Below are 19,037 nucleotides of genomic sequence, written 5' to 3' on the forward strand. Positions count from 1 at the left end.
GAGCATGGACGACCCCGCCGGCACCGACGCGCTGCTCGGCTCGGCCTGGCAGGCCTTCCGTGCCGGCCAGCACGACGCCGCCCTGCACCTGGCGCTGCAAGCCCACACCGACGCGCCAACACCGCAGGCCGCCGCCGCGCTCGGCCACTTCCTGATCCACGCAGGCCACCTGGTGGCCGCCGAAGACGTGCTGCTCGCCGCTGGCGAGCGCGCGCCCGACCACGCCCCCCTGCTCGCCTGCCTGGGCCTGCTGCGCCAGCGCCAGGGCGAACCCGAGCGTGCGCTCGCCTTGTACGAACAAGCCATCGCGGCCACCCCCTGGGACGCGGCCGAGCAGGTGCAGCTGCACCTGTCCCGCGCGCAATGCCTGGTGGCGCTGGGGCAGGCCGCGCGCGCGGCCGACTGCCTGGCCGATGGCCTCGCCCGCCACCCCGACGACCCCGAACTGCTGACCACCCTGGCGGACTGGGAGTGCGAACACGGCCACCTGGACCGCGCCGTCGAGGTGGCGCGCCGCCTGGTCGACGCCTTTCCCGACCAGGCCCCCGCCTGGCACCTGCTGGGCGCCCTGCAGCAGCGCGCGGGCGACCTGCCAGCCGCCGACCGCAGCTTCAACGAAGTCCAGCAGCGCGACCTCGGTCGCTGGGACGCCCTGCTGCGGCGTGCACAGATCCAGGTGCAGTGGCAGCGCCCGGTGGACGCGGAATGGCTGCTGATGCAGGTCCTGGCCAGCCAGCCGGACTGCCTGCCCGCGCGGGCCCTGATGGCCCGCGTGCAGCTCGACCTCGGGCACATCGAGACCGCGCGGCAGCAATTGCTGCAGAGCCTGCGGGCCCACCCGCGCCACGCCGACGCCTGGCTGGTGCTGGCGCAGGTGCACGCGCAGCGCCGCCACTGGACGCTGGCGCGGCGCGCGCTCGCGCGCGCCGCGCGGGCCGGCAGCGACGAAGCCGAGGTGCTGCGCCTGCTGGGCTGGATCGCCAGGGACCAGGGCGACCTGGCCACCGCCAGCGGCGCCGTGCGCGAGTTGCTGCGGCACCGGCCCGACGAGCACCAGGCCCGGGTGCAGGCGGCGTTCGTGTTCGCCGCCGCCAACGACCTGGCCCCCGCCGCCCTGCACGCGAAGGCGGCCGTGGCCCAGGACCCGGCCAGCGCGCCGGCCTGGCGCGCGCTGGCCCAGGTGCGCTACCGGCAACAGCGGCTGGACGAGGCCCAGAGCGCCATCGAAACCGCCTTGCAACTGCAACCCGAACACGCCGACAGCCTGAGCCAGCTCGGCTGGATCCTTCTCGACGGGCGACGCTTCGGCGCAGCCCGCCTGGCGTTCCTGCATGCCTGCGAGCTGGCGCCGGACCAACCCGTCCCCCTGCGCGAACTGACCGAAGCCTGCCTGCGCAGCGGTGCTTTCGCGCTGGGCCACCAGACGCTCGACACCCTGCAACGCCTGTGCCCGGACGACGCGGCAGGGCGGCTGCTGCGGGCGCGGCTGCTGGGCGAAGACCCCGCGTCCACCCCCACCGAACATGAGCGCGCGGTGGCGCTGTGCCGCGAACTGATCGTCGGGCGCGAGCGCGGCGCCGAGCCCGTGCGGGCCTTGCTGCGCCTGCACGGCCTGGGCGCCGCCGGTGCGCCCGCCGCGCTGGCCCTGGTGCCGCACGCCGACCGGCGCGCCGCCTACCGGGAAGCGATCGCCGAGGGCACGGCCCGCCATGGTCACGACGCCCTGCTGCGGCTGGCGCGGGCCGCCGCGCACGACTTCCCGCAAGACCCCTGGCTCGCCAGCGCCGCGCTCTACGCCCAGTCGCTGTCGGCCACCGCCACCCGCGACAGCCTGGCCGAGGCCGCGCGGCACGTGTTTCGCGATCTCAAGCTGCGCTCGGGCCTGCACCCCTGGCAGCGCCCCGACCTGCCGCGCCGGCCCGGCGCGCGCCCCCGCATCGCCTACCTCGCGGGCCAGTTGCACGAACGCCTGCTGCGCCGCGTGCTCGCCAGCCACGATCCCCTGGCCGCCGAGGTCTTCCTCTTCGCGCACCGGCCCATGGCCGGCCTGCCCGCCCACATCCACCAGGAACCGCTGGACCCGCCCGAGCTGGCGCGCGCCTGTGTCGCCAACCGCATCGACGTCGTCATCGACGCCGGCGGCCTGCACCCGTTCGAAGGCCAGTTCGAGGTGCTGCAGGCCCTGGTGCGGCGGCTGGCGCCGCTGCAGGTCGGCTGGCTGGGCTGCTGGGGCCCGGCGGGTGGCTTGTTCGACGCCCTGCTGTGCGACGCCGTGGCCGTGCCCGACGCCCACGCGGCGCAGCACGAAGAGGCGCTGTGGCGGCTGGACGGCGGCCAGTGGTGCTGGGACCCGCCCACGCACGCCCCGGCGCCGCTGCCCCCCCCCGTTCAGCGCACCGGCGCGGTGACCTTCGGCGTGGTCGCGCGCGGTTTGCGCCTGAACGAAGCCAGCCTGCAAGCCTGGGCTCGCGCCGTCGCGGCCGTGCCCGGCTCACACCTGCGCTTCGTCGGCGAGATGGCACACGACTGGCCGCAGCGCGCGCGCATCCTCGCCACCTTGAACGCCCACGGTCTGGCCAGCGAACGCGTGAGCTTCGACCCGCCACGCCCCTACGAAGACCTGCTGCTGTGGTTCCAGCAGATCGACCTGGTGCTCGACAGTTTTCCCGGCAACGGCGGCCTCAGCCTGCTCGACCCGCTCTGGATGGGCGTGCCCGTGGTCACGCTCAGCGGCGACCGCGCCGGCGCGCGCCAGGGCCATGCCATCCTGGACGCCCTCGGCCTGCAGACCTGGGTGGCCGACACGCCCGAGCGCTTCGTCGACATCGCCGCGGCCCTGGCCGGTGACACGGCGGCCCTGGCGCAACACCGCGCCACGCTGCGCGCGCGCCTGCTCGACGCACCGCTGACCGACGGCCGGCGCGTGGCCCGCCAGATCGAAGCCCTGTGCGCGCAGGCCGTGGCCAGCGCCGACCCGGGCCTGTTCGCCGCCGACCCCAAGACCCGACTGCGCGCCCAGGCGCGCCGCGCGCTGCAGGTCTGGCTCGACCAGCCCGGCAGCCTCATCGCCCTGCCCGAACCCGCCCCGGACACCGTGCCCGACCTCTCCGTCGTCGTGGTGCTCTACAACCAGGCCGGGCTGACGCGGCGCACGCTGCAGGCCCTGGCCGACCAGCGCGGCCTGTCCTTCGAGACCATCGTCATCGACAACGCCTCCAGCGACGAGACGGCCCAGCTGCTCGCGCGCGTGTCGGGCGCGCGGACCGTGATCAACGCCGACAACACCGGCTTCCTGCTGGCCGCCAACCAGGGCGCGGCCCTGGCGCGCGGGCGCCACCTGGTGTTCCTCAACAACGACGCCATCGTGCAGCAAGGCGCCCTGCAGGCCGCGCGCGACCGGCTCGACGCCGACCCCGCCGTCGGCGCGCTGGGCGGGCGCATCGTGCTCAGCGCGGGCGGGTTGCAGGAAGTGGGCAACCTCATCTTCCGCGACGGCAACGCGCACGGCATCGGGCGCGACGAAGATCCCTTCTGCCCCGCCGCCATGACCAGCCGCGCCACCGACTACGTCTCCGGCGTCTTCCTGGCCGTGCCGGCGCCGCTGTGGCGCATGCTCGGCGGCTTCGACGAAGCCTTCGCCCCGGCCTACTACGAAGACGCCGACTTCTGCCTGCGCGTGTGGCGCGCCGGCTTTCGCGTGGTGGTCGAGCCCGGCGTGCTGGTCGAACACGTGGAATGGGGCAGCGCCCCCGGCGACGAAGCCGGCCAGCGCATGCGCGCGAACCGCGCGCGCTTCCAGGCGCGCTACGCCGACTGGCTGCAGGACCGCCCCTACCCCATGGCGCCCCGGCTCGACGGCGACCGCTGGCGCTCGCCCGAAGACCAGCCGCGCCGCCCGCGCGTGCTCGTCATCGACAACGAAGTGCCCCACATGGTCAAGGGCGGCGGCCTGCCGCGCGCGCGCCACATGCTGCAGGCCCTGCGCGACTGGCCCGTGAGCTTCTTCCCGCTGTGGCAGACCGACGACGACTGGCGCGAGGTGCACGCCTCGCTGCCTTCCAGCGTCGAAGTGGTGCTGCACCACGGCCTGGCGCGGCTGGAGGACTTTCTTGAACGCCGGCGCGGTGTGTACGACGTGCTGCTGGTCAGCCGCCCGCCCAACCTTCGGGCATTGCAGCCCTTGCGCGCGCGCCGGCCCGAGCTCTTCGCCGGCATGCGGCTGGTCTACGACGCCGAAGCCCTGTTCGCACTGCGCGAGATCGCCGAGGCCGGCGTGCGCGGCAAGCCCATGCCCCGGGCGGCGGCGCAGGCGCACCTGGCGCGCGAAATCGCCCTGGCGCGTGGCGCCAGCGACGTGATGGTGGTGTCGCAGCGCGACGCCCAGTGCTTCCAGGCGGCCGGCCACCGCGTCACGCTGCTGAGCCACAGCATCGCCGTGCGCCGCGAGGCGCCGGGACTGGCCGGGCGCAGCGGCCTGCTGTTCGTGGGCGCGCTGCACCCCGACACGCCCAACGAGGACGGCCTGGTGTGGTTCATCGAACAGGTCATGCCGCTGCTGCGCGCGCGGTTGCCGCACCCCCCGGTGCTCTCCGTCGTCGGCATCAACCGCTCGGCGCGGGTCATGGCGCTGGCCGGTGACGACGTGCAGGTGCTGGGCCCGCGCGACGCGCTGGAGCCGCTGTACGACAGCGCGCGGGTCTTCATCGCGCCGGTGCGTTTCGCCGGCGGTGTGCCCGCCAAGGTGATCGAGGCCGCGGCGCACGGCATCCCGGTCGCCGCCTCGGCCCTGCTGGTGCGCCAGCTCGGCTGGCGCGAGGGCATCGACATCCAGGCCGGCCGCGACGCGCGCAGCTTCGCCGACGGCATCGCGCGCCTGCTGCACGACGACGGCCTGTGGCACCGGCAGCAGCAGGCCGCCTGGCAGCAATGCGCCGAGCGCTACGCCCCGCAGCGCTTTGGGCAACGGCTGCGGCACGTGCTGGAAGGCTCCGCGTGAGCGCCGCCCCGGTGCACCCCCTGGAGACCTCGGCCCTGCGCCGCTGGCGGCGCCTGCGCGCCGAGGGTGCGGACAGCGCCGCCGAAGCGGTGCTGTGGGACGCCCTCGCGCAGGAACCCAACCTGCCCGGCGTGCACGTGGCCCTGGCCCGCCTGCGCTGGCCCGGGCCGGACTACCGCCACTGGCTCGCCTGGTTCCACCAGCACCTGAAGCCGCGCGTCTACCTCGAACTGGGCGTGGAGCATGGCCACACGCTGGCGCTGGCGGGGCCGAACACGCGGGTGATCGGCGTGGACCCCGCGCCCAAGGGCGACCCCTTGAGCCGCTGCGCGGGGCCGGCGCAGCTGCACCGATGCACCAGCGCCGCGTTCTTCGCCGCCGTCCCGGAGAACAGCGGCCTCGCCGACACCGGCTTCGACCTCGCCTTCATCGACGGCGACCACCATTTCGACACCGTGCTCGACGACGTCATCGGCGCCGAGCGCCTGGCCGCGCCGGGCGCCGTGCTGCTGCTGCACGACACCGTGCCGCTGACTGCCGAGACCGCCGGCCGCGAACACCGCACCGGTTTCCACACCGGCGACGGCTGGAAGATCGTGCCCTGCCTGCGCACCCTGAGGCCCGACCTGCGCCTCGTCACCCTGCCCACCGCGCCCTCGGGGCTCACCGTGGTGACCGGGCTGGACCCGTCGAACACCCGCCTGAGCGAACGGCGCGCCGCGATCCGCGAGAGCTGCGCCCGCTTGCCGCCCGACGCCGCCCTGAATGCGCCCTCGCGCGTGCTGGCCCTGGGCCTCAACGACCCCGAGGCGATGCGGCGCTGGTTGCGGCAGGCCGCGGCCGCGCGATGACGCAGGCGAAGTCGTGATCGATCTGGCCCGCGCGAAGCAGCTCGTCCTCGGCTTCCATCAAGGCATCCAGATACGGCGCTTCGGCCGCCGACGCGAAGTTCTGCGCGATGCTCCCCAGCACCAGGTACAACAGCGAGCCCCCATAGGGCCGCACCGTCTGGACCTCGAAATGGGCCGACAGCAGCGGCAGCAACTCGGACGAGCGCACCGCTTCGCTGGCATCCACGGCGATCACCTCCTCCACGCTCGGGCGGCGCGCGTTGGCCTTGAGCTGGCCGTTGGCCGTCCAACGCAGGCGCGGTGGCAACAGGTCGAGCAAGGCGTTGAGGTGGCGCTGCTGCGCATCCGGCCACTGGAAGCGGTCCGGGCCCACGTACTCGTCGAGATAGAACCAGCCACCAGGCGCCAGCAGCGTGGCCACGTCCGCGTACAGGCGCTCGAGGTCGCTGCAATGGTGCACACCGGCCACGCCCAGCACGGCGTCGAAGCTCCCGGGCAGGAAGGGCGCCTGCCCCATGGGCAGCCGGTTCATGTCGGCGTGGTGGTACTCGATGGCCAGCCCCTCGGCCTGGGCCTGCGCGCTCGCGCGCGCCAGCACCCGGGAAGAGAGATCGATGGCCACCGCCGAGGCGGCCCAGCCCTCGCTCACAGCGGCGCGCTCCACATAGCCCGCCCCACAGGCCAGCACCAGAATCCGCCGCAGCGGCAAGGCTTGCTCGGCGGCCGCCTGGCGGAAGAACCACTCCAGCGGTTCGATGTCCGGGTCGCCCGAGACCCTCTCGGCGATGCGGGCCCTCACGGCCGGCAGGTGGGTCCAGTGCAGGCCGTGCTCGGTCCAGGTGGCCGGGTCGCCCCAGGCGGCGTCGAGCTGGGCGGTGGCGCTGGCGTCCAGCGCTTCGGAAGCAATCACACGGATCCTCGTCAAGACAGCAGATCCCCATAGTGTGCTCGATAGAATTTGCCCGCCCGAATGCCATCGCACCGGAGACCACCATCACCATGTTCCCTCCCGGCCACTACTACTCGCCCCTGCCCGACCTGGACGAGGTCCGGCGCCAGGAGGCCCGCTTGTTCGGCGCGCCACCCACCACCCTGCCCGGCATCGACCTGCGCGAGCCCGAACAGCTGGCGCTGCTGCACGGCTTCGCGGCGCTCTACCCCGACATTCCGTTTGGCGACGAGCCCCGGCCCGGGCTGCGCTACCACTACCTGAATCCGGCCTACAGCTACTCCGACGCGATCATGCTGCACTGCATGCTGCGCACCCTGCGGCCTGAACGCCTGGTGGAGGTCGGGTCGGGTCATTCCTCGTGCGTCACGCTGGACACGCGGCAGCACTTCCTGGACCCGTCGATGCACCTGACTTTCATCGACCCCTACCCGCAGCTGCTGCAGTCGCTGCTGCGCCCCGAAGACCTGGCCACCACGACCGTGCTGGCCCAGCCGCTGCAGGCGGTGAATCTGGCGGTGTTCACCCAGCTGCGCGCCAACGACGTGCTGTTCATCGACTCCACGCACGTGGGCAAGATCGGCAGCGACGTCAACCGTCTGCTGTTTGAAATCCTGCCGGCGCTGGCGCCAGGCGTGGTGATCCACCTGCACGACATCTTCTATCCCTTCGAGTACCCGAAGGAATGGATCTACGAAGGCCGCGCCTGGAACGAGGCCTACCTGATGCGGGCCTTTCTTCAGTACAACAGCGCCTTCGAGGTGCTGCTGATGAACACCTACATGGCCCACTTCCACCGCGATTTCTTCGCCGCGCACATGCCGGCCTGCCTGCTCAACACGGGCGGCAGCCTGTGGCTGCGCAAGACCACCTGAACGATCAGCCCAGGCCCTGGGGGTGGCCGGTCAGGCGGCGCAGCCGCTCGCCCTCTTCGGTGTGGTCCTGCGGGCACAGGATGCCCTCCACGCCGTACCGCCGGCCGTTCATGTAGCGCCCCACCCGGTCGAGCACGCGCGCGGGGTGGCGCTCGACGCAGGCCTCGTCCTTCACGAACACCGCCACGAAATCGCTCCACACGTCGAGCTGCTGGTAGGCGGTGAACGACTCCAGCAGGGCCGGCCGGTGGCCTGAGCGCACGCCCCAGCGCACCAGCGCACCGCCGGCGTCGGGGTAGAAGCGCCAGCAGTCCACCGGGTAACGGTGGAAGTCGCCGTTGGACGGCGCGTTGAGGTAGAACAGGCCCTCGGGCTTGAGCACCCGCAGCACCTCGTTGAAGCTCAGCCAGAACAGCTCGATGTGCTCGAAGCAGGAGCTGCTGACCACGGCGTCGATGCTCCCGTCGGCGAACGGCAGGTGGTACGGGTCGTCGAGCACCACATCCACCCCGCGCCCGGGCGCGAAGTCCACACCGATGTAGTGGCTGGCCGCCGGCGCCAGCGCGCGCAGCGAGCCGTTCACGTCCTGAGACCCGATGTCGAGCACCGTGGGTGCGGACTGCGGGCTCAGGTAGGTGTCGAAGAACAGGCGGCCGTGCTCGAACGCGCTGGGGTGCATCTCAGGCCGCGTTGAGCTGCTGCTCCAGCTTGTGCAGCACCTGGTAGCAGGCGAACACCCGGCCCACGCTCGAGTTGGGCTCGCGGCCCTCCTTGATCGCGGCGAAGAACTCGCGGTCCTGCAGCTCAATGCCGTTCATGCTCACGGCCACCTTGGACACGTCGATCTGTTCTTCCTTGCCGTTGAACAGGTCGTCGTAGCGCGCGATGTAGGTCGCGGTGTCGCCGATGTAGCGGAAGTAGGTGCCCAGCGGGCCGTCGTTGTTGAACGAGAGCGACAGGGTGCAGATCGCGCCGTTGGCGGCCTTGAGCTGGATGCTCATGTCCATGGCGATGCCCAGCGCGGGGTGGATCGGGCCCTGCACGGCGTTGGCCTGCACGATGGGGCTGTTGGCCTGGTAGGCGAACAGGTCCACGGTGTGCGCAGCGTGGTGCCACAGCAGGTGGTCGGTCCAGCTGCGCGCCTGACCCAGCGCGTTGGTGTTGGTGCGGCGGAAGAAATAGGTCTGCACATCCATCTGCTGGATGTTGAACTTGCCTGCCTGGATCTGGTTGTGCACGTACTGGTGGCTGGGGTTGAAGCGGCGCGTGTGGCCGCACATGGCCACCAGGCCGGTCTTCTTCTGCAGCTCCACCACGGCTTGCGCGCCCGCGAGGCTGTCGGCCAGCGGGATCTCCACCTGCACGTGCTTGCCGGCGTTCAGGCAGGCCAGGGTCTGTTCGGCGTGCATCTGCGTGGGCGTGCAGAGGATGACGGCGTCCAGCTCCTTGAGCGCGAGCGACTCGGACAGCTCGGTGGTGACGTGGCCGATGCCGTACTTGGCCGCCACTTCCTTCGTCTTGTCCAGCTCACGGCCGACCAGCGAGATCACCTCGACGCCGTCGATGTTCTTGATGCCGTCCAGGTGCTTGATGCCGAAGGCGCCGGCACCGGCGAGTGCGACTTTGATGGTCTTTGTCATATCAGTTGTTCTCCAGGATCAGATGGCCAACGGCCGTGTTGGATGCGGGCACATGGTAGAAGCGGTTCACGGCCTTCGGCGCAGGGCCGCCGGCCGCATCGGCCATCGCGCCGCGCGCGATCAGCCACATCACGAGTTCGATGCCTTCGCTGCCCGCTTCGCGCACGTAGTCGATGTGAGGGATGCTGGCGGCGGCCTCGGGGTCGTTGATCAGCTTGTCGAGGAAGGCGTTGTCGAAGTCCTTGTTGATGAGGCCCGCGCGCGGTCCCTGCAGCTGGTGGCTCATGCCGCCCGTGCCCCAGATGTGCACGTTGATGTCCTCGTCGTAGCTGGCCACCGCCTTGGCGATCGCCTTGCCCAGGTTGTAGCAGCGCCGGCCGCTGGGCACCGGGTACTGCACCACGTTGACCGCGAACGGGATCACCGGGCAGGGCCAGGCACCCTTGACCGGGTCCTGCTGGCCGCACATCAGCGAGAGCGGCACGGTCAGGCCGTGGTCCACGTCCATCTTGTTGACGATGGTGAGGTCGAAGTCCTGCTGGATGACCGACTGCGCGATGTGCGAGGCCAGCGCCGGGTGGCCCATGACCTTGGGCACGGGGCGCGGGCCCCAGCCCTCGTCGGCCGGCTGGTACTCGGCGGCGGTGCCGATGGCGAAGGTGGGGATGATGTCCAGGCTGAACGCGGTCGCGTGGTCGTTGTAGACCAGGAAGACCACGTCGGGCTTGTTGTCCTTCATCCACTGCTTGCCGAACTCGTAGCCCTGGAAGACCGGCTGCCAGTACGGCTCCTGCGTCTTGCCGAGATCGAGCGCGGCGCCGATGGCCGGGACGTGCGAGGTGTAGACGGATGCGGTGATTCTTGCCATGTCAGTGCTTTCCCTGGGGTTGGCGGTGCGCCTGGGCGTCGCCGTCTTCACCGATCACGCGGTTGCCGTCGGCCGAACGGCCGCCGGCCACCATCATGTTGCGGTATTCCTCTTCGGTCATCCCGGTCATGGAGCCCGCCATCTGCTGGAAGCTCTTGCCGTCGGTGGCACCGATCTTGGCCAGGAAGTAGATGTTGCCGCCCAGGCGGATGCACCAGTTCAGGTCGCGCGCGAGCACGGCCTGCTTCTGCTCTTCCGTCATGGCCCACTCGTCGAGGTAGGCGCGCTCGTCCTTCTTGAAACGCTCGCGGTTCTCGGCCTTCATCAGGCTCATGCAGAACTGGTTGAGCCAGTAGCCCATGCGGCTCTGCTCGGCGTCGAAGATGGTCGTGCCGGGCACGTCCAGATAGGGTTTGTCCAGAGCCATGGTCAGACCTCCTCGGGCCAGTAAAGGCGCATGGGGTTGGTGACGAGCAATTTTTTCTGCAGCTCGGCCGTGGGCGCGATCTGCGGAATGAAGTCCACCAGCAGACCGTCGTCGGGCATGTGGTCCTTCAAGTTGGGGTGCGGCCAGTCGGTGCCCCAGAGCACGCGGTCGGGGAACTCCTCGACCACCTTGCGCGCGAAGGGCACCACGTCCTGGTAGGCGGCCTGTTCGCCGTCCAGGGCCTTGGGGCCGGTGACGCTCAGGCGCTCGGGGCAGCTCACCTTGCTCCACACGTTGGGGTGCTGGCGCATGAACTTGAGGAACAGCTCGAACTCGGGGCCGTCCACCGGTTTGCTCACGTCGGGGCGGCCCATGTGGTCCACCACCACGGTGGTAGGCAGCGCGGTGAAGAAGTCCCACAGCTCGGGCAGGTCCACCGCCTCGAAGTAGATGACCACGTGCCAGCCCAGCTTCTGGATGCGCGCGGCGATCTCCATCAGCTCGTCCTTGGGCGTGAAGTCCACCAGGCGCTTGACGAAGTTGAAGCGCACACCGCGCACGCCGGCGGCGTGCAGCTGCTGCAGCTCTTCATCGGAGACGCTGCGCTTGACGGTGGCCACGCCGCGCGCCTTGCCGCCGCTGGAGATGCAGGCATCGACCATGGCGCGGTTGTCGGCGCCGTGGCAGGTGGCCTGCACCACCACGTTGCGCGAAAAGCCGAGGTGGTCGCGCAGCGCGTACAGCTGCGCCTTGCTGGCGTCACAGGGCGTGTACTTGCGCTCGGGCGCGTAGGGGAATTCGGCGCCCGGGCCGAACACGTGGCAGTGCGCGTCCACGGCGCCGGCGGGCAGCTGGAAGCGCGGCTTGCTCGGGCCGGTGTACCAGTCGAGCCAGCCTGCGGTCTTGGTGAAGTCACCGGAAGTCGGTTTGCTCATGTCGTTCTTTCAGTCGATGTACTTGAGACCGGCGGCGGCCAGGGGCTCGCGCATCTTGTACATGTCCAGCCCCAGCACGCCGCTGGCCAGCTTGGCGCGCTTCTCGCCCTCGAAGCTCTCGCGCTTGCGCGCGGCGTCCAGCGTGGCGGCGGCGCGCGCGGCGGGCACGCAGACCACGCCGTCGTCGTCGGCCACGATCACGTCGCCCGGCGTCACCAGCATGCCGGCGCAGACGATGGGGATGTTCACCGAGCCCAGCGTGGCCTTGATGGTGCCCTTGCTGCTGATGGCCTTGCTCCACACCGGGAAGTTCATCTCCTGCAGCGTCTTCACGTCGCGCACGCCGGCGTCGATGATGAGCGCGCGGGCGCCGCGCGCCTGGAACGAGGTGGCGAGCAGGTCGCCGAAGTAGCCGTCGGTGCACTCGGCGGTGACGGCGGCCACCACGATGTCGCCGGGCTGGATCTGCTCGGCGGCCACGTGCATCATCCAGTTGTCACCGGGCTGCAGCAGCACGGTGACGGCGGTGCCGCTGACCTGCTGGCCCGAATAGATCGGGCGCATGTAGGGCTTGAGCAGGCCCACGCGGCCCATGGCCTCGTGGACGGTGGCCGAGCCCAGTGCGGCCAGGCCGTCGGCGGCCGCGCGGTCGGCGCGGGTGATGTTGCGGTAGACAACGCCCAGTTCGTACATGTGAAACTCCTTACAGGCCCTTGGCCTTGAGACGCGCATCCAGGCGCGGGAACACGCGGCGCACGTTGCCTTCGTAGATCTGGTGCTTGTCGTCCGCACTCAGGATCTTCGATGCCTCGATATAGCGCTTCGTGTCGTCGTAGTAGTTGCCGGTCGTCGGGTCGATGCCGCGCACGGCGCCGATCATCTCGCTGGCGAACAGCACGTTCTTCACCGGGATCACGGTGTTGAGCAGGTCGATGCCGGGCTGGTGGTAGACGCAGGTGTCGAAGAACACGTTGTTCATCACGTGCGTGTCCAGCAGCGGCTTCTTCATTTCCTGCGCCAGGCCGCGGAAACGGCCCCAGTGGTAGGGTACCGCGCCGCCGCCGTGCGGGATCAGGAACTTCAGCGTCGGGAAGTCCTTGAACAGGTCGCCCTGGATGAGCTGCATGAAGGCGGTGGTGTCGGCGTTGAGGTAGTGCGCGCCGGTGGTGTGGAAGCAGGCGTTGCAGCTGGTGCTCACGTGGATCATGGCCGGCAGGTCGTACTCGGCCATCTTTTCGTAGATGGGGTACCAGTGCTTGTCGGTCAGCGGCGGGCTGGTCCAGTGGCCGCCCGACGGATCGGGGTTGAGGTTAATGCCGACCGCGCCGTATTCCTTGACGCACTTCTCCAGCTCGGGGATGCAGGTCTTCGGATCGACACCGGGCGACTGCGGCAACATCGCCACCGGCACGAAGTGGTCGGGGAACAGCTCGCTCACGCGGAAGCAGAGCTCGTTGCAGATCGCGGCCCAGGTGCTGGAGACGTTGAAGTCGCCGATGTGGTGCGCCATGAAGCTCGCGCGCGGCGAGAACAGCGTGATGTCGCTGCCGCGTTCCTTCATCAGCTTGAGCTGGTTGGTCTCGATGGACTCGCGCAGTTCGTCGTCGCTGATCTTCAGGTCGGCAACTTTCGGCATGAGCGCCGGGTCCTGGATGCCCGCGATCTGCTGGTTGCGCCAGGCTTCCAGCGCCTTGGGGGCGGTGGTGTAGTGGCCGTGGCAATCGATGATGAGACTCATGGGTCGGGCTCCTCTGTGTGGACGTTCGGTGGGTTCAGGCGGGTTCCATGCCCTGGCGGCGCTTGGCCGCCTCGGCATCGGGGGATGTCATGAATTCGAGCAGGGCGCGCACGCGCGCGGCCTGCGGTCCGTCGGCGGGCAGGCCGGCGGAGAAGATGGTGGTGATCTCGACCTCGGGCGGCATGCCGCCCACCAGGGTGATGCCTTCGACGTGGATCAGCTCGCTGAGCTGCTGGAAGCCCAGCTCGACCTCGCCGCGCGCCACCAGCGTGCCCACCGGCACACCGGGCGGCGCCTGCACGGTGCGCGCACGCACCTCATCGGCCACGCCCCAGCGCTCGAACAGCGCGGCCAGCGCGACGCCGCTGGGACCGGTGGAGTAACTGAGGCTGCGCGCCGCGAGCACGGCGGCTTTCAGCGCGGCTTCGGAAGCGATGTCGGGCACGGGCGCGCCCGCGCGCACCGCGACCGCCACGCTGGAGCGCACCAGGTCCACGCGGCTGCCGGCCTGCAGGTGGCCGGCGGCGCTCAGCTTGTCGATCGCGTCGGACGCGAGGATCACCACATCGAAGCGTTCACCGGCGGCGACGCGCTTGGCCGCGTCCACACCGCCCACCGCCTCGATCGCCACCGCACAGCCCGAGCGCTGCTCGAATGCCGCGCCCAGCTCGGCCAGCACCTGGCGGGTGGCCATGGACGAAATGCCTTGGAGGGTGGGTTGTGTCTCGGTGCTCATGCCATGGACGGGACTCGTGAAGAAGTGCGCATTGTGACCCCCACCACCTCTCAAGAAAAGTCACAGTCGCGGCTAGCAGCTAGAACAAAATCACATAACTATGATGGGGGCTGCAACACGGGCGATGCCATGGACCTGAAACAACTTGAATACTTCGTGCGCGTGGCCGAACTCGGCAGCTTCACGCGCGCCGCCATGGCGCTGAACGTGGCGCAGCCGGCACTGTCCCGGCAGGTGCGCCTGCTGGAGGTGGAGCTGCGGCAGAACCTGCTGGTGCGCAACGGCCGGGGCGCCACGCCCACCGAGGCCGGCAAGCTGCTGCTGGCGCACGGGCGCGGCATCCTGCACCAGGTGGAGCGCGCGCGCGAAGAGCTGGGCCGGGTGCGCGGCGCGCTTGCCGGGCGGGTGGCCATCGGCCTGCCGCCCAGCCTGGCGCGGGTGCTCACGGTGCCGCTCACGCGCGCCTTCCGCCAGCAGCTGCCGCAAGCCAGCCTGTCGATCAGCGAAGGCCTGTCCATGACCATGCAGGAGTCGCTGGTGACCGGGCGGCTGGACATCGCCGTGCTCTACAACGCGCAGCCCTCGCCCGAGCTCGAGATCCACCCGCTGAAGGACGAGGAACTGGTGCTGGTGGAACCGCGCCCGCCCGGCCTGCCCGAAGACCCGCCGCCCCTGGCCATTCCGCTGCGCGAGGTGGCCGAGCTGCCGCTGGTGATCCCGAGCCGGCCCAACGCGATCCGCATGCACGTGGAAACCGAGATGGCCAACATCGGCTGCCGGCCCCACATCGCGCTGGAGATCGACGGCGTCTCGGCCATCCTCGACCTGGTGGCCGACGGTGCCGGCGCCGCCCTGCTCTCGCGCAACGCCGTGCTCAGCTCGATCCGGCCTTCGGCCTACCGCATGCGCCCGGTGAGTGACCCGCCGCTGCGCACCCGCCTGTGCCTGGCCGTGAGCTCGCAGCGGCCCGCCACGCTCACGCAGCAGACCACGCTGGAATTGATCAGAAAGCTGGTGGAGGCTTAGCCCAGCCAGCCTGCGCTGTGGCGCATCAGCCAGAGGATGGCGCTGAGGGTGAAGAATGACGCGACGGTGGTCGCCAGCAACGCGGCGGCAGCAAAGCCTTCATGGCCGTGGCGTTGCGCGAGCAGCGGATAGATGCCCAGCATGGGCATCGCGGCCGACAGCACCACGGCTGCGCGCAATTCGCCGGTGAGCGCGGGAAGGCCGATCAGGGGCAGCAGCATCACGGTGGCCCACACCGCAGCGGGATGCAACAGCAGCTTGCCGATCGTGATCTGCGCCACCTGCCGGCGCAGGCCGCGCACTTGCAGGCCCACCAGCGTGCCGCCGATGATGAACAGCGCCAGACCGCCGCTGGCCGCACCGAACAGGTTGACGGTGCGAGAGATCACCGAAGGCATCGGCCAGCCCAGCAGCGCGACCACGAAGCCCAGCACGATGGCGACGATCATGGGGTTGCGCACCAGGCGGTGCAGCGTCTCGTGCAGGGCATGTTGCCAGGACGAGCGCGCCTTCTCCGACGCGCCCACATCGGCCAACGTCATCAGGAACGGCAGCTTGATCAGGTTTTCCACCAGCAGGTTCATGGCCAGCGCCACGCCGGCCAGCGGCCCGATCGCCAACAGCACCACCGGATAACCGATGTAGGTGCTGTTGCCGCAGGTCATGCCCATGGTGGTGTAGGCACTCTCGGTCAGCGAGCGCTTCTGCAGGCGGCGTGCGCCCCACAGGCTGATCAACAGCCACACCACCGAACCCGCACCGAAAGCCAGCAGGTAGGCTGGCTGCAACAACTCGGCCAGGGGCCGCGATGCCAGCGCATTGAACAGCAACGCCGGCAAGGCGAACTGGATCACGAACTTGCCCATCACGCGCATGTCCGCCGCGCTGAAGATGCGCCAGCGCACCGCCGCAAAACCGAGCGCGATACAAAGGTAGATCGGCCCAGTGATGGCCAGGATATCGAGCACGGGAAAAAGGAGAAAGGGAAGAGAAACGGATCAGCCGGCGCGCGAGGACCGATCCAGAATGCCCGCGGAACCGGCTTCGCCGGGCCGCAGGGCATGCCCCCCTTCAGGGGGGACGCGCGTCAGCGCGGCGGGGGGTGCTCCGATCACTGCTTCTGAATTTTGGCCTTCTCGATCACCCCGCTCCAGCGGCGGATGTCGGACGCCAGCAAGGCCGCGTTCTGCTCGGGCGTGCTGGAACGGGCGTCGATGTTCAGGTTGCGCAGCTTCTCGCGCACGCCGGGATCGGCGACCGCCGTGGCGATTTCCTTGTTCAGGCGCTCCACCACCGCGCGCGGCGTCTTCGCCGGCACGGCCAGCGCGTTCCACGACGAGGCGATGTAGTCCTTGACGCCGGCCTCGACCGCCGTGGGCACCTCGGGCAGCACGATGGAGCGTTTCTCGCCGGTCACGGCCAGCGCGCGCAGTGCGCCGCCCTGGATCTGCGTGAGCACCGGGGCCAGGATTTCCACCGCCACATCGACCTGCTGGCCGCGGATGGCGCCGATCAGCGCGGGCGAGCCGTTGTAGGGCACGATCTGCGCGTCGATGCCGGCCGTGCTCTTGAACAGCTCGGCCGCCAGGTGCTGGGTGCTGCCGATGTTGATGCTGCCGATGTTGATCTTGCCGGGGTTGGCCTTGGCGAAGTTCACCAGCTCGGCCAGGGTCTTGTGCGGCGAGCTCGCGGGCACCACGACGGCGATGTCGAAGTAGCCCAGCGTGGAGACCGGCGTGAAATCCTTGATGGTGTCGAACGGCAGCTTCTGGAACAGGCTGGCCGTGACGGCCGTGCCGTTGGACATCAGGAACATGGTGTGGCCATCGGGCTCGGAGCGGGCCACCGACTCGGCCGCCACCACGCCACCGGCGCCGGGGCGGTTGTCGATCACCACCGGCTGACCGAGCTGGCTGGTCAGCTTCTCGGCCACGATGCGCGCGGTCAGGTCACCCACGCCGCCGGGACCGAAGGGCACCACGATGCGCAGGCCCTTGGACGGGAAGGCGGACTGCGCCGCGGCGGGCAGGGCCAGGCCCAAGGCGGCCGTGGCCAGGGCCGCACCCATCACGGTGCGGCGGCGGAGATTCAGGAATGTCGTCATGTCAAATTACCCCACGAATTGAACCAGCCAGAGAGACACGGCCGGGAAGAAAAGCACCAGCATCGATCGGATCACGTCGCTGGCCAGGAAAGGCATCACGCCACGGTAGCTTTCGCCAATGGGCACGGTCTTGGCCATGCCGTTGACCACGTACACGTTCAGGCCCACGGGCGGTGCCAGCAGGCCGAAGCCCACGGTCATCAGCACCATGATGCCGAACCAGATCGCCACCGATTCCTGCGGCATGCCGAAGTCCAGGCCCATGACCACCGGGAAGAAGATCGGGATGGTCAGCAGGATCATGGAGAGCTCGTCCATCACCGCGCCCAGCACCACGTAGAACAGCAGGATGCCGCCCACCACCATCAGGGGCGAGACGTCCCAGCCCTGGATGACGGAGGCCAGCTGCGCGGGCACCTGCGTGAGGGCCAGGGCCGAGTTCATGAGGTCGGCGCCGATGAAGATCATGAAGATCATCGCGCTGGCCGCCGCCGTGGAGTAGAAGCACAGCTTGACCTTGGCCCAGGTGAGCTCGCGCTTGAACAGGGCCGCGACGAAGGTGGCGGCCGCGCCGACACCCGCGCCTTCGGTGGGGGTGAACAGGCCGCCGTAGATGCCGCCGAAGACGATCAGGAACACGATCGCAATGGGCAGCACGCCCATCAGGGCCTGCAGCGTGAGCTTCTGCTCGTTGGCATCGTGCTCGGGCGCGTGCCCAGGAACCAGGCGCACATAGACCGCGATGGCAATCATGTAGCCCAACATGGCGATGATGCCGGGGACCATGGCCGCAGCGAACAGCTTGGCGATGTTCTGCTCGGTCAGGATGGCGTAGATCACCAGCGGCACCGACGGCGGGATCAGCACACCCAGCGTGCCGCCAGCGGCCAGCGTGCCGGTGGCCAGACGGCCCGAATAGCCATGCCGCTTCATTTCAGGCAAGGCCACCGAGGTGATGGTGGCGGCCGTGGCGACCGACGAACCGCAGATCGCGCCGAAGCCCGCGCTGGCCAGCACGGCGGCCATGGCCAGACCGCCCTTGAAGCGGCCCATGACCACGGCGGCGAACTGGAACAGCGCCTTGGAGATGCCGCCCTGGGTGGCGAAGTTGCCCATCAGGATGAACAGCGGAATGACCGAGAGGTCATAACTGGCGAAGCGCGCGAACGCCATGCCGTTGAGGTTGTTGAAGAAAGGCGGCAGGCCCACCTGGTAGATGTAGCCGAAGGTGCCGGCGGCAAACATCGACACGGCGATCGGCACACGGATCGCCATCAGGACCAGCATCACTGCGAAGATCATCCCTGCGAGACTCAAAGAACTCATTCGCCCTGCTCCGAAAAATTACCGAAAAACACCTGGTACAGGGCGATGAAGCCCGTCAGGATGAAGGGCGGAACCATGAAGGCGTAGGTGATCCACTCCGGGAAGCCCAGCATCATCGTGGTGGTCTGCGACGCGTAGGCGCTCATGCCACCGATGGCCGTGCGCCAGGCCAGCGCGAACATGAGCAGGCCCAGCAGCAGGCTGCCGAAGCGGTCCAGGCGCGCAACGCCGGCTTCGGACACCTTGGCGGTGAAGAAGTCGACGATGATGTTCTCGCGCTTGAGCTGGCACCAGGGCATGAACAGCGCGATCGCCGCGCCGGCGGTGACGGCGGTCAATTCGTAGTCACCCACCAGCGTGGTGCCGATGGTGTTGCGGCCGATCAGGCTGATGCAGGTGATCAGGGTGATCACCGTGAGCAGAACCCCGGCCAGGATGGCACAGAACCTGGCCAGTAAAGACAGCACTTTCAAACTTGTCACCTTCAAAAAAACGACCAATTCACGTCCGCCGAGCACAGCGAAAGCGAATCGGTCACTCAGTGGCGGGGGGGGGGGGGGGGGGGG

17 protein-coding genes are annotated in these 19,037 nt (G+C 69.6%); 4 read left to right on the forward strand and 13 right to left on the reverse strand.

Features of this window, described 5'->3' with window-relative positions; translation table 11 throughout:
- Positions 1–4: 4 nt before the first annotated feature.
- Together AC07ZS_RS10355 and AC07ZS_RS10360 are read left to right on the forward strand one after the other, a co-directional pair.
- The gene (locus AC07ZS_RS10355) at positions 5–4,996 is read left to right on the forward strand and encodes a glycosyltransferase (RefSeq protein WP_494798517.1); all 4,992 of its coding nucleotides are present in this window, start codon (positions 5–7) and stop codon (positions 4,994–4,996) included.
- On the forward strand, positions 4,993–5,847 hold the full coding sequence (locus AC07ZS_RS10360; protein ID WP_494798518.1) for a class I SAM-dependent methyltransferase: 855 nt from the start codon (positions 4,993–4,995) through the stop codon (positions 5,845–5,847). Before AC07ZS_RS10355 ends, AC07ZS_RS10360 begins: the two co-directional genes overlap by 4 nt.
- On the opposite strand, the gene AC07ZS_RS10365 is transcribed toward AC07ZS_RS10360, so the two are convergent.
- Complete coding sequence (locus AC07ZS_RS10365; protein ID WP_494798519.1) at positions 5,792–6,757, reverse strand: class I SAM-dependent methyltransferase; 966 nt, start codon at positions 6,755–6,757, stop codon at positions 5,792–5,794. The genes AC07ZS_RS10360 and AC07ZS_RS10365 overlap by 56 nt on opposite strands.
- Before the next feature lie 89 nt (positions 6,758–6,846).
- Here AC07ZS_RS10365 and AC07ZS_RS10370 point away from each other — a divergent pair, with 89 nt between their 5' ends.
- A complete protein-coding gene (locus AC07ZS_RS10370; protein ID WP_494798520.1) occupies positions 6,847–7,671 on the forward strand; it encodes a class I SAM-dependent methyltransferase in 825 nt (274 codons plus the stop codon).
- Positions 7,672–7,675: 4 nt separating this feature from the next.
- Here AC07ZS_RS10370 and AC07ZS_RS10375 read toward each other — a convergent pair whose 3' ends face one another.
- Genes AC07ZS_RS10375 through AC07ZS_RS10410 form a run of 8 tightly spaced genes read right to left on the reverse strand, consistent with a single transcriptional unit; the run spans position 7,676 to position 14,015 of the window.
- Entirely contained in the window at positions 7,676–8,350 is a 675-nt protein-coding gene (locus AC07ZS_RS10375) for a class I SAM-dependent methyltransferase (protein WP_494798521.1), read from the reverse strand.
- A gap of 1 nt (position 8,351) precedes the next feature.
- Positions 8,352–9,311 (reverse strand): Gfo/Idh/MocA family oxidoreductase, encoded by a 960-nt coding sequence (locus AC07ZS_RS10380; protein ID WP_494798522.1) that lies wholly within the window; start codon positions 9,309–9,311, stop codon positions 8,352–8,354.
- A gap of 1 nt (position 9,312) precedes the next feature.
- Entirely contained in the window at positions 9,313–10,179 is an 867-nt protein-coding gene (locus tag AC07ZS_RS10385; RefSeq protein ID WP_494798523.1) for a class III extradiol dioxygenase subunit beta, read from the reverse strand.
- A gap of 1 nt (position 10,180) precedes the next feature.
- Positions 10,181–10,606 (reverse strand): protocatechuate 4,5-dioxygenase subunit alpha, encoded by a 426-nt coding sequence (gene ligA / locus AC07ZS_RS10390; protein WP_494798524.1) that lies wholly within the window; start codon positions 10,604–10,606, stop codon positions 10,181–10,183.
- Positions 10,607–10,608: 2 nt separating this feature from the next.
- The gene (locus AC07ZS_RS10395; protein WP_494798525.1) at positions 10,609–11,541 is read right to left on the reverse strand and encodes an amidohydrolase family protein; all 933 of its coding nucleotides are present in this window, start codon (positions 11,539–11,541) and stop codon (positions 10,609–10,611) included.
- Between the two features lie 9 nt (positions 11,542–11,550).
- Positions 11,551–12,234, reverse strand: coding sequence for a 4-carboxy-4-hydroxy-2-oxoadipate aldolase/oxaloacetate decarboxylase (gene ligK, locus AC07ZS_RS10400; protein ID WP_291116996.1), 684 nt, complete (start codon positions 12,232–12,234; stop codon positions 11,551–11,553).
- A gap of 10 nt (positions 12,235–12,244) precedes the next feature.
- Complete coding sequence (locus AC07ZS_RS10405) at positions 12,245–13,279, reverse strand: amidohydrolase family protein (protein WP_494798526.1); 1,035 nt, start codon at positions 13,277–13,279, stop codon at positions 12,245–12,247.
- Positions 13,280–13,313: 34 nt separating this feature from the next.
- Complete coding sequence (locus AC07ZS_RS10410; protein WP_494798527.1) at positions 13,314–14,015, reverse strand: substrate-binding domain-containing protein; 702 nt, start codon at positions 14,013–14,015, stop codon at positions 13,314–13,316.
- A 129-nt stretch (positions 14,016–14,144) separates the two neighbouring features.
- On the opposite strand from AC07ZS_RS10410, the gene AC07ZS_RS10415 reads away from it, so the two are divergent.
- Positions 14,145–15,041: a LysR substrate-binding domain-containing protein gene (locus AC07ZS_RS10415; RefSeq protein WP_494798528.1), complete on the forward strand. Its 897-nt coding sequence runs from the start codon at positions 14,145–14,147 to the stop codon at positions 15,039–15,041.
- Here the strand turns inward: AC07ZS_RS10415 and AC07ZS_RS10420 are convergent.
- The 4 genes from AC07ZS_RS10420 to AC07ZS_RS10435 all read right to left on the reverse strand — a co-directional run bounded on the left by AC07ZS_RS10420 (position 15,038) and on the right by AC07ZS_RS10435 (position 18,938).
- Entirely contained in the window at positions 15,038–16,009 is a 972-nt protein-coding gene (locus tag AC07ZS_RS10420; RefSeq protein ID WP_494798529.1) for an AEC family transporter, read from the reverse strand. The two genes, AC07ZS_RS10415 and AC07ZS_RS10420, sit on opposite strands and share 4 nt — an antisense overlap.
- Positions 16,010–16,152: 143 nt before the next feature.
- Entirely contained in the window at positions 16,153–17,145 is a 993-nt protein-coding gene (locus AC07ZS_RS10425) for a Bug family tripartite tricarboxylate transporter substrate binding protein (RefSeq protein WP_494798530.1), read from the reverse strand.
- Positions 17,146–17,151: 6 nt separating this feature from the next.
- Positions 17,152–18,471 (reverse strand): TRAP transporter large permease, encoded by a 1,320-nt coding sequence (locus AC07ZS_RS10430; RefSeq protein ID WP_494798531.1) that lies wholly within the window; start codon positions 18,469–18,471, stop codon positions 17,152–17,154.
- Entirely contained in the window at positions 18,468–18,938 is a 471-nt protein-coding gene (locus tag AC07ZS_RS10435; protein ID WP_494798571.1) for a TRAP transporter small permease, read from the reverse strand. Before AC07ZS_RS10435 ends, AC07ZS_RS10430 begins: the two co-directional genes overlap by 4 nt.
- Between the last annotated feature and the right edge of the window lie 99 nt (positions 18,939–19,037).

The sequence above is a fragment of the Hydrogenophaga sp. GW456-12-10-14-TSB4 genome (genome assembly GCF_059424305.1).